Below are 11,678 nucleotides of genomic sequence, written 5' to 3'. Positions count from 1 at the left end.
GGAGGAGTGGCCCCAGCGGCAGGAGGAGTGGCCGCAGCGGCAGGAGGGGTGGCCGGGCGCGCGAGGCAGGCGCTAGGCCTCACGCCGCAGGGCCGCCCGGCACCGGTTCGCGTCGCTCGAGCCATGCGGCCGGGACCGCGTCGATGCCGGTGCGGGCGCCCACCACACCCCCGGTGATCGCACAGGTCGTGTCGACGTCGCCGAAGCCCTCGGCCGTGGTCCACAGCGCGGACACCAGGTCGTCGGGGTGGCGGGCGGCGGACCAGAGCGCGAAGGGGACGGTGTCGTCGGCGCGTATGCGCTGTCCGTTGCCGAGGAGGTCGGCGGCCCGCCACGGTTCCGTCGTGAACGGCAGGTCCGCGGCCCGTTCGAGTCCGTCCCGCACCGGGCCCGCGGGAGTGGCCTCGGCAACCGTACGGAGGTCCAGCTCACCGCGTACGGACAGGGCGGCTGCCACCGCGACGGCCACGGCGCCCGCGCTGCCGTCCGGGTGGGCATGGGTGACCTGGGCGGACAACTCGGCCTGTTGGGCGACGCGTTGGAGGTCGTGCGCGAACCAGGCGCCGAGCGGGGCGACGCGCATGGCCGCACCGTTGCCGAGCGAGCCCTGCCCTTCGAAGAGCTCACCGCCCAACCGGCGCCACTCGGCCGGCTCGGTCAGCACCTGCGGCAGGAGCTGGTGCATCCCGTACCCGTAGCCGCGCGCCGGGTCGGCGTCGTAGATCAGCGCGAAGGACTCGGCGAGCTCCTGCTGCCGGATCTCGCCGTACTGGTCGAGGACCCGCTGGATGCCGAGCGCCATGGCGGTGTCGTCGGTCCAGTGCCAGTCCGGCTCCTGGGGCATCCGCCGGGCCCGTATCTGCTCGTAGGCGTCCTTGGGCTCCCGGAACAGCGGGAACCACCGCTCGCCGAACGCATCCCCGAGCGCGAGGGCTTCGAGGCTGCGGCGGGCGGCGGCGCGATGCGGTGCGGGTGCGTGCTCGGACGTCGTCATGGGGCGATGATGCCCGGCGGGGGCCGCGGAGGGCAGCGAGTTTCCCCGGGGGTCAGCTCTCGGCCCCCTGCACGATCGCCTCGCCCACCTCCTCCACCCGGGCCGCCTCCTCGGCGGCGAAGCGTTCCGCGTCGAGCTTCTCCGCGATTTCCTCGTCCTGCGCCATGAGCTGGTCCAGATTCTGGTTGCCCATCTCGAAGACGCCCATGTCCACGTACGCCTCCTGGAGGCGTTTGCCCCACAGGCCGATGTCGCGGACGCACGGGACGATGCGGGAGAAGAGCAACTGGCGGAACAGGGCCAGGAATTCGGACTGCTCGCTGTACTCCTCGGCCTCCGCCTTCGGGATGCCGAAGTTCTCCAGGACCTCCACACCGCGCAGCCGGTCGCGCATCAAGTAGCAGCCCTCGATGACGAATTCCTCGCGTTCGCGCAGTTCCGCGTCCGTGAGCTGCTTGTAGTAGTCGCGCAGCGCCATCCGCCCGAAGGCCACGTGCCGGGCCTCGTCCTGCATCACGTACGCGAGGATCTGCTGCGGCAGCGGCTTGTCGGTCGTGTCGCGGATCATGCCGAAGGCCGCGAGCGCCAGGCCCTCGATGAGGACCTGCATGCCCAGGTACGGCATGTCCCAGCGCGAGTCGCGCAGGGTGTCGCCGAGCAGGGACTGGAGGTTGTCGTTGATCGGGTAGGCCATGCCCACCTTGTCGTGCAGGAAGCGGCCGAAGATCTCCGCGTGCCGGGCCTCGTCCATGGTCTGCGTCGCCGAGTAGAACTTCGCGTCCAGGTCGGGGACGGATTCGACGATGCGGGCCGCGCAGATCATCGCGCCCTGTTCACCGTGCAGGAACTGGCTGAACTGCCAGGAGGCGAAGTGCTGCCGCAGCTCCCCCTTGTCGCGTTCGGTCAGCTTCGCCCAGTGGCGGGTGCCGTACAGGGACAGGGATTCGTCCGGGGTGCCGAGCGGGTCGTACGGGTCCACCTCGATGTCCCAGTCGATGCGCTTGGCGCCGTCCCACTGCTTGTCCTTGCCCTTCTGGTAGAGCGCGAGCAGGCGTTCACGCCCGTCGTCGTACTCCCAGTTGAAGCGGGCCGCGCCCGTCGCGGGGATCTGCCAGATGGGCTCCGCGGGGGGCTGGATATAGCGGTCGTACGTCGACACGGGCGGCTCCTTCGCCTCGCGGACAGGGTCCGGGCGGACCCCGACTCGCCTTGCAGGACCGGATAGTTGGCAGATTCACACGGTGGTAGACGCGCGGTCAACAAGTCGCGCGCAGGGGATTGACGGCCTTGCTGACAAGCAGTCTCATAAGTGGTGACCCCCGGTAACCGAGTCACGAGGTGGCAACCGCCATGACGACCATGACGGAAGCGGGCACGAGCCACGCCCTCAGGGACGCGCTCGGCCTGCTCAAGGACCGCGAACACGTCGCCGAGCGGCTCCTCGAGTCTTCCGCCAAGCACTCCTTCGACCCGGACAAGGAGCTGGACTGGGACGCTCCGCTCGAGGAAGGCAAGTGGTTCTGGCCGCCGGAGCTCGTCTCGCTCTACGACACCCCGCTGTGGAAGCGGATGTCCGAGGAGCAGCGGATGGAACTGGCGCGCTACGAGGCGGCTTCGCTCGCGTCGCTCGGCATCTGGTTCGAGATCATCCTGATGCAGCTGCTCGTGCGCCACATCTACGACAAGCCGATGGACAGCGCCCATGTGCGCTACGCCCTCACCGAGATCGCGGACGAGTGCCGGCACTCGATGATGTTCGCACGCATGATCAAGAAGGGCGGGGCGAAGGTGTACCCCGTCAGCAAGATCAACCACAATCTGGCGCGCGTCCTCAAGACCGTCTCCACCACGCCCGGTTCCTTCGCCTGCACGCTGCTCGGCGAGGAGATCCTCGACTGGATGCAGCGGCTGACCTTCCCGGACGAGCGGGTGCAGACGATCGTGCGGGGAGTGACGCGGATCCATGTGGTCGAGGAGGCCCGCCATGTGCGCTACGCCCGCGAGGAGTTGCGGCGCCAGATGGTGACCGCGCCGCGCTGGGAGCGGGAGTTGACCCGGCTCAGCTCCGGCGAGGCGGCCAAGGTGTTCTCGATCGCGTTCGTGAACCCGCAGGTCTACACGGACGTCGGCCTCGACCGCCGCGAAGCCCTCGCGCAGGTCAAGGCGAGCGGGCACCGGCGCGAGGTGATGCAGACGGGCGCCAAGCGGCTGACCGACTTCCTCGACGACATCGGGGTCCTCCAGGGCCCCGGGCGCCGGCTGTGGAAGAGCTCCGGTCTGCTGGCCTGAGGTGAACCGCACAGGGGTACGGCGGACGCGGGCGGATTACGCTTCGGTCATGTCCCCGGCGTCCGCTCCCCTCGCTGCCTCCTCCCCGGCTCCCGCGTACCGGCGCCTGAGCGTCGAGGAGCGCCGCAGCCAGCTGCTCGAAGCGGCGCTCGGGCTGTTCGCGCACCGGGCCCCGGAGGAGGTCTCGCTCGACGATGTCGCCGAGGCCGCCGGGGTCTCGCGGCCGCTCGTCTACCGCTACTTCCCGGGCGGCAAGCAGCAGTTGTACGAGGCGGCGCTGCGCTCCGCGGCCGATGAGCTGGAGCAGTGCTTCGACGAGCCGTCCACGGGACCGCTCACCGAGCGCCTCGGCCGGGCACTCGACCGCTATCTCGCCTTCGTCGACTCCCATGACACGGGCTTCTCGGCGCTGCTGCAGGGCGGCAGCGTCGTCTGCACCTCCCGTACGACCGCGATAGTCGACGAGGTCCGGCGCACCGCCGCGGCCAGCATCCTGGCGCATATGCCGGTCACCGCACCGAGTCCGCGTCTGCACCTGCTCGTACGGACATGGATCTCCGCAGTCGAAGCGGCCTCGCTCATCTGGCTGGACGAGGACAAGCAGCCCCCGGCCGGAGAGCTGCGGGACTGGCTGCTCGATCAGTTCCTCGCCCTGCTGACCGCGACCGCGGCCTCAGACGAGCAGACGGCCACGGTGCTGCGCTCGGCCCTCGCCATGGAAACCGCGGACGGTCCGGCGGGCTCGCTCGCCCGCAGGGTGCTGCCCCTGGTGAGCGACGCGGCCCACCTGCTGTGAGCCGGCCTCCCGCGAATCGGCGTCCCGGTGCGCGAACTGTGACACTGGCCTGGTGAACCGCGACCCGATCTCCTTCTTCGGCGGCCCGATGGACGGCCGCACCCTCGACGTCCTCACGGGCCCGACCGGCCATCCGCCCAAGCTGTACAAGATCCCGGTCCCGGCCACGGACGACTCCCCCGCCACGACCGTGGTCTACCGGCGGGTGGCGGCGGGACGGCGCGGGGTGCGGCAGCTGTGGCGGTACGAGTACGACGCGGGCGGGAACGCGGAGACAGGGCGTCTGAAGTGGCCGTGGTCCAAGCCGGGGCAAGGGGCGGGTCCAGGAGCGGGTCCAGGAGCGGACCCCGGAGCCGGTCCCGCTGAATGAGTGAGCGGCATGCCCCATACCGCCCAGTTGTAGGCTTTTCAGCCTGCCGACAACGCATGCTCCTCCTGGGGTGGTCGGCGCCCCGGGGCCGGAGGTGATGACGTGTCAGGCAGAGTGCTGCGACTGGTGTGTGCGGCGGCGGTGGTCGCGGCCGGTGTGGTGGTGCCGGCGGGCGGGGCCGCCCGGTCGGCTCCGGAGCCGGGCGAGTCGGCTGCTGCGGAGCCGAGTGCTCCACCGTCCGCGGAGCCGGGCGCTTCCCTGTTCGCCTCCCCGTTCCCGAGCGCGGATGCCGTGGCGCCGGGCGAGAAGACCGTGGCCGGGCTGCTCACCGAGATGCAGAAGCTGTACCGGTCGGCGGAGCAGGCGACCGAGACGTACAACGCGACGGCCGAACAGCTGAAGAAGCAGACGGCCGAGACGAAGAAGCGGAACGACGAACTCTCGCGCGCCCGGCTCGCGTTGAGCGACAGCCGCATTGCGGCGGGACGGCTCGCGCGCCAGCAGTACCAGGGCAGAAGCGGCTTCGACGGGTACGTACGGCTGCTGCTCGCACCCGACCCGCAGACGGCGCTCGACCAGAAGCATGTGATCGGACGCCTTGCGCGCGAGCGGGTGGAGACGCTGGGCCGCCTGACGGCCGGCGAGCAGCAGGCCGACCGTCTCGCGAGGGCCGCGCGGCAGGCGCTGGACAAGCAGCAGGTCCTGGCGGGGCGGCAGGAGAAGCAGCGGGACGCGGTGGTCACCAAGCTCAAGGCCGTGGAGAAACTCCTTGCTTCGGTGAGTGCGCAGCAGATCGCCGAGGTGCGGAAGCTGGAGCAGTCGGGGGCGGCTTCGGCCCAGGCGGCGTTCCTGGCGTCCGGTGCGCTGCCGGGCCCGGGCGCTTCGGCGGCGCCTTCCCGAGGCGGGGCGGCGGCGGTGCGGTGGGCTCTGGCCCAGGTGGGAAAGCCGTACGCCTCGGGGGCTCGGGGCCCCAGGGCGTTCGACGCGTCCGGGCTCACGTCGGCGGCGTGGGAGCGGGCGGGGGTACGGATTCCGCGTACGGGACGCGATCAGTGGTCCTCCCTGCGGAAGGTCCCGCTGCGGTCCGTTCGGCCGGGGGACGTGGTGGTGTACGGCCCGGACGCGGTGCACGTGGCTTTGTACATCGGCGCCGGCAAGGTGGTGGACGCGCCGCGTCCGGGCGCGCGCGTGGCGGTCGGGCCGGTCGGCGGGCGGCCGGTACTGGGGGTGGTGCGGCCGGATCCGGAGGCGGCGGCGCGCACGGGCTATCGGGCGCCCTGACTGATGGCTGGGTTGGCTGCCGGGGTCGAGTAGTACCCCTTCTTGTCGGCCCGCCCCCAGCTGACCGTGGGGGGAAAAACCCACAGGTGAACGTCGTTGCGGCGCTCCCACGCGCGGACCCGTTCCGTACTCACCAGTGTGACCAGCAGTCCGGCCAGGCAGCCCAGGGCGGCTATCGGCCAGTCGGCCTGGATGGCGAGCGCCTGCGAGAACGTCACGCCCACACCCACCCCGAACAGTGACGTCTTGCGCAGCAGCCGGCGCTGTTCGCCCTCCCGGCCGAGCAGCGCCGGAATCGGAACGATCTGGGCCGCGTCCGCGAACGCGCACACCTGACGTTTCCAGCCGGCCACCTCCACGAAGGCGAACAGAGCGGGCAGGCCCACGGCGAGGGCCACTTGGGCCAGGCGGCCCGTGCCCTCGAACCCGAAGTCGTCCGCCGTCGCGAAGGCGATCAGCTCGATCACCGCCGTCGCAGCAAGCGCCGCCACGCACAGCCTCCGACGCATCGGCACGTAGCGCACCAGGTCCTTCGTGACATACGTCTTCCGCGACATCCCCGTACCCCCCTGATCCCCAGAGGGGTACGGATACAGCTCAGCGCTGACGCAGGTCAACCCCCTGCGACCGAGGACAGATACGCCCCCGCCTTCTCCGGCTCGTAGAAGAACTCCTCGAAGTCCGCGGGGTCGTTGAAGCCGTTCGCGAAGCGGTTGGCGACCGGCTGGAGGTCGCCTGCCGCGCCGATCAGGTTGAGGACGTGCTCCGGCGGCGGGGACAGCATCGCGTTGGTCCACTTCGTGACGTGCTGGGCCGTGGACCAGTAGCGGTCGAAGGTGGACTGCATCCAGGTCTCGTCGAACGGCCGGTCCCCGTGCTCGATGATCGAGGAGAGGTACGCATCCGCACACTTCGAGGCCGAGTTGGAGCCCTGGCCCGTGATCGGGTCGTTGGCCACGACCACGTCCGCGACGCCGAGGACCAGGCCGCCGCCGGGCAGCCGGCCGATGGGGTTGCGGACGGTGGGGGCGTAGCGGCCGGACAAGGTGCCGTTGGCGTCGGTCAGTTCGACCTTCGTCGCCCGGGCGTACTCCCAGGGCGTGAAGCGCTCCATCAGCTCCAAGGTGAGCGCCAGGTGCTCGGAGGGGTCCTTGACACCCTGGAAGACGTCGAGCGGGCCGCCGGGGATGCCCTCCCAGAAGAGGATGTCCGCGCGGCCCGAGGTGGTCAGGGTGGGCATGACGAAGAGCTCGCCGACGCCGGGGACGAGGTTGCAGCGGACCGCGTCGAAGTCCGGGTGCTCGGGGCGGGTGCCGAGGCCGTGGACGTAGGAGACGGCCAGGGCACGCTGCGGCTCGGCGTACGGCGAGCGGGCGGCGTCGCGGCCGAACATCGAGACCAGTTCGCCCTTGCCCGCCGCGACCAGGACCAGGTCGTACGTACGGGAGAAGTAGTCGAGGTCGGAGACGGCCGCACCGTGGATGACCAGCTGGCCGCCGCGCTGCGCGAAGGTCTCCATCCAGCCGGCGAACTTCACGCGCTGGTCGACCGACTGCGCGTATCCGTCGAGCTTCCCGACCCAGTCGATCAAGCGCTGGGACTCGGGCCCGGCGACCGAGACGCCGAGGCCCTCGATGCGCGGCGCCTGGGACTCCCAGAAGTTGATCTGGAGGTCGCGCTCGTGCTGCAGCGCCGTGTGGAACATGCACTGCGTGGACATGACCCGGCCGGCCCGGATCTCGTCCGCCGTGCGGTTGGACATCAGGGTGACCTCGTACCCCTCGGCCTGCAGACCGAGGGCGAGCTGGAGGCCGGACTGGCCGGCTCCGACTATCAGGATCTTTCTCATACGCGGGCAACTCCCAGAAGCGGTACGGAGGTTAGGCAGGTGTCAGGTCGAGCGCGTGGCCGACCAGGGCGAGCAGGGTCTCGACCACCGGGATGCGGCGCCGCGCGTCCATGATCAGGACCGGGATGTGCTCGGGCACGGTCAGCGCCTCGCGCACATCGGCGGCCGCGAACTCCTCGGTCCCCTCGAAGTGGTTGACGGCCACCACGTACGGCAGACCGCAGCTCTCGAAGTAGTCCAGCGCGGGGAAGCACTCGTCCAGGCGCCGGGTGTCGGCGAGGACGACGGCGCCGATCGCGCCGCGCACCAGGTCGTCCCACATGAACCAGAAACGCTGCTGTCCCGGCGTACCGAAGAGGTAGAGCACCAGGTCGTCGTCGAGCGTGATCCGGCCGAAGTCCATGGCCACGGTCGTGGTCAGTTTCTCCGGGGTCGCGCTCAGGTCGTCGGACTCGGCGCTCGCCTGGGTCATCAGGGCCTCGGTCTGCAGCGGAGTGATCTCCGAGACCGATCCGACCAGGGTCGTCTTGCCCACGCCGAAGCCGCCGGCCACCACGATCTTCGTGGCCACGGGTGCGCGCGTTCGGTCCAACTGCCAGGCCTGTGCGCCCTCTTCCGTGTCCGGGAACGGCTCGGCGGTTATGAGCGCCTCAGAGGCGACGGAGTCCACTCAGCACCCTTTCAAGCAGTGCGCGGTCGGGCTGCCCGGGGCCGTGGCCGGTCCCGTACACCCGGATCCTTCCCTGGTCGGCGAGGTCGCTGAGCAGCACGCGCACCACACCGAGCGGCATCTTCAGCAGCGCGGCGATCTCAGCGACCGTACGCATCCTGCGGCAGATCTCGACGATGGCCCGCAGCTCCGGCATCACCTTCGTGTGCAGGCTGCCCTGCGGGAGCTCCGGCCGGTTGTCCGGGCCGCCCTCCAGGGCGGGGACCGCGGCGACGAAGGTCTCCACGAGCAGGACGTGCCCGAAGCGGGTGCGGCCGCCGGTCAGCGAGTACGGGCGCACCCGGGCGGGCCTGCGGTCCGCACCGCGCACCGGTAGTTTCGCGGTGCTCACTGGACCCGGCTCCTCTCCCTCGACTGCCGTAGCTCGCTGCGGAGTTCGGGCGTCAGGACATGTCCGGCGCGGCCCACGAACAGCGCCATGTGATACGCCACCACGCTCATGTCGCAGTCGGGTGTGGCGTGCACCCCGAGCAGCGAACCGTCGCTGATCGACATCACGAAGAGGCTGCCCTCGTCCATCGCGACCATGGTCTGCTTCACACCGCCCGCCTCCATGAGGCGGGCCGCGCCGATGGTGAGGCTGCCGAGGCCGGAGACGACGGTGGCCAGGTCGGCGCTGGAGCCGCGGGGGCCCGTGGGGGCCGGCGCGGAGTCAACGTCGTGCCCGGGGTCGGAGGACAGCAGCAGCAGTCCGTCCGAGGAGACCACCGCGACCGAGAGCAGGCCGGGGACCTCGTCCACCAGGTTCGTCAGCAGCCAGTGCAGGTTGCGGGCCTCGGTGCTCGCGCTGGTACCGGGCACGCCGGGCTTGCTGGACACCGTCAACTGCGGGCCTCCTTGAGTGAGTCCCCCGGTTCCGTGGTCTCTTGCTGCGGGTCCGTCTGGGGTGGTGCTTGGGTCCGTGGGGCTTGGGTCCGCGGCGCTTCCGTACGGGGAGCGTCGGTACGCGGCGCTTCGGCTCGCAGCGCTTCGGCTCGTGGCGCTTCGGACTGGTGCGGGACGCCCGGGGCTGCCGGTCCGTCCTGAGTCTCCGGACCGTCCGCGAGTTCGGCCTCGACGTCCCGGCGGCCGGTCTCCGCGCCCTGGCGGAAACCGGCGAGCCTGCGGCGCAGAGCCTCGGCGTCCACACCCTTGGGGCGCGCGGGCGCGGCCTGGGTCCCGGGAGCGGGCGCGGTCACCTTGGGGGTGCGCTTGGGCAGCCCCTTGTCGGTGACGCGCTCCCACTTGGGGGCGCGGGGTGCCGGCTGCGCCTCCGTGCGCGGGGGCTCTTCCTCGGCTTCCCTGCTCGGGGTCTCGTCCTCGGTCTCCCTGCGCGGGGTCTCGTCCTCGGCGCGCTCGTGCGCGTGGTCGTCGGGGACGGCCTCGATCCGGGTCGGGCGCAGGAGGTGCGGGGTGTCCAACTCGGGTGTGGGAAGGGTGAGTTCGAGGGTGGTCTCGGGCCCGGTCGCCTCGAGGGGCTCGGGCTCGTCCGACGGCCTCCCGGTGTCGAGGGCCTCCCCTGCGCCCAGCGGCTCGCGCTCGCCGAACGCCGCCGCCACGAGGTCCTCGCCGCCGAATGCCGGCTCCGCTTCCAGGTACGGGGACGGGTCCGGCTCCGGCTCGGGCTCCGGCTCCGGCTCCGGCTCCGGCTCGGGATCGGGCTCCGGCTCGCGCTGTTCGGCTACGGGGCCTGCTTCTCGTACGGAGTCGGTCTCCGCATCCCGTACGGAATCGGTCTCCGCTTCTCGTGCGGAATCGAGCTCTGGATCCCGTACGGAATCGAGCTCCGGTCCTCGTACAGAATCGGCCCCTGCATCCCGTACGACCTCATCAGCCGCACCCGTAGAGCCCCCGGCACCCGATGCGACCGCCTCGGAAGCGTCGGCGGCTCCGGCGGGGACCGACCGTGAACGGCCCGCCAGTTCATTGGAGTTGGCCTCCGCCTCCGCCCCCGCCAGATGGAGCTCCGGCGGCGCGCCCGGGAAGGACACCCCGGGGGTGACCACCGCGGCCGGGGCGGCCGCGAGGATCTGCTTGGGCAGGACGGCGACGGCGGCGACCCCGCCGTTCTTCTGCTCGCGCAGCTGGACCCGCACCCCGTGCCGGGCGGCGAGCCGGGCCACGACGTACAGGCCGAGGCCCAGGCCCTCGTCGCCGTCGGCGGAGCCGGTGTGCAAGGTGGCGGGGTCGAAGTCCGCAAGGCGGGTGTTGACGGCCAGGAGGCGCTCGGGCGTGAGGCCGATGCCCTCGTCCTGGACGGAGAGCATCACCTCGCCGCTCTCCAGGAGCCAGCCGGAGACCTCGACCGCCGCGTCGGGCGGCGAGAACGACGTGGCGTTCTCCAGGAGTTCGGCCAGGAGGTGGCTCAGGTCGTCGGCGGCGAAACCGGCGAGGTGGGCGTGCGGCGGCAGGGACGCGATACGGACCCGCTCATAGCGTTCGATCTCGCTGACCGCGGCCCGTACGACATCGACCAGCGGGACCGGGCCCGGGTCGGCGTGCTTGTGCTCGGCGCCCGCGAGGACCAGGAGGTTCTCGCTGTGGCGGCGCATCACCGTGGCGAAGTGGTCCAGCTTGAAGAGCGTGGCGAGGCGCTCGGGGTCCTCCTCGCGCTCCTCCAGGCCCTCGATCACGGCGAGCTGCCGCTCGACGAGGCCGAGGGTGCGCAGCGCCAGGTTCACGAACGTGCTCTGCACGCTGTCCTCGGCGCGCTGCAACTCATCGCGCGCGGCGGCCAGTTCCTTGCGGAGCCCGACCCGCTCGCAGGCCAGCTTCTCGCGTTCGCCGACCAGGTGCTTGCGGTCCTCCTCCAGGACGCCGACCCGTGCGTGCAGCTTGGCGGTGTGCTCGTACAGCGCGTTGACGGACCGTACGACCGCGGCGAACTCGTCGTTGCGCCCGGTGTAGCGCACCGGCTCCTCGGACCCCGGGCCCTTCTCGAGCCGGGCGGTGCCAAGGCGCAGGACCGCGAGGGGCTGGGTGAGGGTGCGGGCCACGGCGACGCAGACGCCGAGGGCGAGCAGCGCGAGCGCGCCGACCAGGGCGATCCGCAGTTCGAGTGCGGTGACGTCCTCGTCGCGGAGCTTCGTCAGCTGCTCGATGCGGTCGGTGGCCAGGGTGTTCTCGACGCTGCGCAGCTGGTCGACGCGGGCCGTGAGCGTGGTGGCGATCTTCTCGCTGTTGTACGCGAGTTCGTCGCCGCTGAGCGTCGGCCGGTCGGTGAGGCGGGCGAGGTAGCGGTCGGCGGTGGCGACGTCGGGGCCCGTGACGGTGGTGCGCAGTTTGGCGCGCTGGTCCGCGGGGGCGCCGGCGGCGAACGCGTCGAGCGCCGCCTGTTCGCCGAGCCGGGCCTGGTACGCCGCGGCGGTGAGCGCGTCACGGCGGCGGTCG

12 protein-coding genes are annotated in these 11,678 nt (G+C 71.4%); 4 read left to right on the top strand and 8 right to left on the bottom strand.

The window, feature by feature from the left end; all coding sequences use genetic code 11:
- Positions 1-79: 79 nt before the first annotated feature.
- A complete protein-coding gene (locus ABT367_RS38075) occupies positions 80-994 on the bottom strand; it encodes an ADP-ribosylglycohydrolase family protein (protein ID WP_352258135.1) in 915 nt (304 codons plus the stop codon).
- A 52-nt stretch (positions 995-1,046) separates the two neighbouring features.
- Positions 1,047-2,153 (bottom strand): ferritin-like domain-containing protein, encoded by a 1,107-nt coding sequence (locus ABT367_RS38070; RefSeq protein WP_352258133.1) that lies wholly within the window; start codon positions 2,151-2,153, stop codon positions 1,047-1,049.
- A gap of 191 nt (positions 2,154-2,344) precedes the next feature.
- Between ABT367_RS38070 and ABT367_RS38065 the strand changes: the two genes are divergently transcribed.
- The 4 genes from ABT367_RS38065 to ABT367_RS38050 all read left to right on the top strand — a co-directional run bounded on the left by ABT367_RS38065 (position 2,345) and on the right by ABT367_RS38050 (position 5,730).
- The gene (locus ABT367_RS38065) at positions 2,345-3,283 is read left to right on the top strand and encodes an AurF N-oxygenase family protein (protein WP_352258131.1); all 939 of its coding nucleotides are present in this window, start codon (positions 2,345-2,347) and stop codon (positions 3,281-3,283) included.
- A 49-nt stretch (positions 3,284-3,332) separates the two neighbouring features.
- The gene (locus ABT367_RS38060; protein WP_352258129.1) at positions 3,333-4,079 is read left to right on the top strand and encodes a TetR/AcrR family transcriptional regulator; all 747 of its coding nucleotides are present in this window, start codon (positions 3,333-3,335) and stop codon (positions 4,077-4,079) included.
- Positions 4,080-4,131: 52 nt separating this feature from the next.
- A complete protein-coding gene (locus tag ABT367_RS38055; protein WP_352258127.1) occupies positions 4,132-4,449 on the top strand; it encodes a hypothetical protein in 318 nt (105 codons plus the stop codon).
- A gap of 102 nt (positions 4,450-4,551) precedes the next feature.
- The gene (locus ABT367_RS38050; protein WP_352258126.1) at positions 4,552-5,730 is read left to right on the top strand and encodes a C40 family peptidase; all 1,179 of its coding nucleotides are present in this window, start codon (positions 4,552-4,554) and stop codon (positions 5,728-5,730) included.
- Here the strand turns inward: ABT367_RS38050 and ABT367_RS38045 are convergent.
- The 6 genes from ABT367_RS38045 to ABT367_RS38020 all read right to left on the bottom strand — a co-directional run.
- Positions 5,715-6,287, bottom strand: a complete 573-nt coding sequence (locus tag ABT367_RS38045) for a hypothetical protein (RefSeq protein WP_352258125.1) — start codon at positions 6,285-6,287, stop codon at positions 5,715-5,717. The genes ABT367_RS38050 and ABT367_RS38045 overlap by 16 nt on opposite strands.
- 56 nt (positions 6,288-6,343) lie before the next feature.
- Positions 6,344-7,579: a styrene monooxygenase/indole monooxygenase family protein gene (locus ABT367_RS38040; RefSeq protein ID WP_352258123.1), complete on the bottom strand. Its 1,236-nt coding sequence runs from the start codon at positions 7,577-7,579 to the stop codon at positions 6,344-6,346.
- A gap of 31 nt (positions 7,580-7,610) precedes the next feature.
- Positions 7,611-8,249 (bottom strand): GTP-binding protein, encoded by a 639-nt coding sequence (locus tag ABT367_RS38035; protein WP_352258121.1) that lies wholly within the window; start codon positions 8,247-8,249, stop codon positions 7,611-7,613.
- Positions 8,230-8,640: a DUF742 domain-containing protein gene (locus ABT367_RS38030; protein WP_352258119.1), complete on the bottom strand. Its 411-nt coding sequence runs from the start codon at positions 8,638-8,640 to the stop codon at positions 8,230-8,232. The genes ABT367_RS38035 and ABT367_RS38030 overlap by 20 nt, the downstream gene beginning before the upstream one ends.
- Positions 8,637-9,128, bottom strand: a complete 492-nt coding sequence (locus ABT367_RS38025) for a roadblock/LC7 domain-containing protein (RefSeq protein WP_352258117.1) — start codon at positions 9,126-9,128, stop codon at positions 8,637-8,639. The genes ABT367_RS38030 and ABT367_RS38025 overlap by 4 nt, the downstream gene beginning before the upstream one ends.
- Positions 9,129-9,130: 2 nt before the next feature.
- Positions 9,131-11,678, bottom strand: a 2,548-nt coding sequence (locus ABT367_RS38020) for an ATP-binding protein (protein WP_352258115.1), incomplete at its 5' end; no start/stop codon positions are given.

Origin of the sequence: Streptomyces mesophilus, from assembly GCF_040300965.1 — a bacterium.
Lineage (GTDB): Bacteria > Actinomycetota > Actinomycetes > Streptomycetales > Streptomycetaceae > Streptomyces > Streptomyces mesophilus_A.
This window is presented reverse-complemented; position numbering and strand designations above follow the sequence as displayed.

What these genes read in the sequence shown, in the direction of transcription:
- ABT367_RS38075 (WP_352258135.1), bottom strand. Translation starts at nt 994, where the DNA reads ATGACGACGTCCGAGCACGCACCCGCACCGCATCGCGCCGCCGCCCGC.
- ABT367_RS38065 (WP_352258131.1), top strand. Translation starts at nt 2,345, where the DNA reads ATGACGACCATGACGGAAGCGGGCACGAGCCACGCCCTCAGGGACGCG.
- ABT367_RS38060 (WP_352258129.1), top strand. Translation starts at nt 3,333, where the DNA reads ATGTCCCCGGCGTCCGCTCCCCTCGCTGCCTCCTCCCCGGCTCCCGCG.
- ABT367_RS38045 (WP_352258125.1), bottom strand. Translation starts at nt 6,287, where the DNA reads ATGTCGCGGAAGACGTATGTCACGAAGGACCTGGTGCGCTACGTGCCG.
- ABT367_RS38040 (WP_352258123.1), bottom strand. Translation starts at nt 7,579, where the DNA reads ATGAGAAAGATCCTGATAGTCGGAGCCGGCCAGTCCGGCCTCCAGCTC.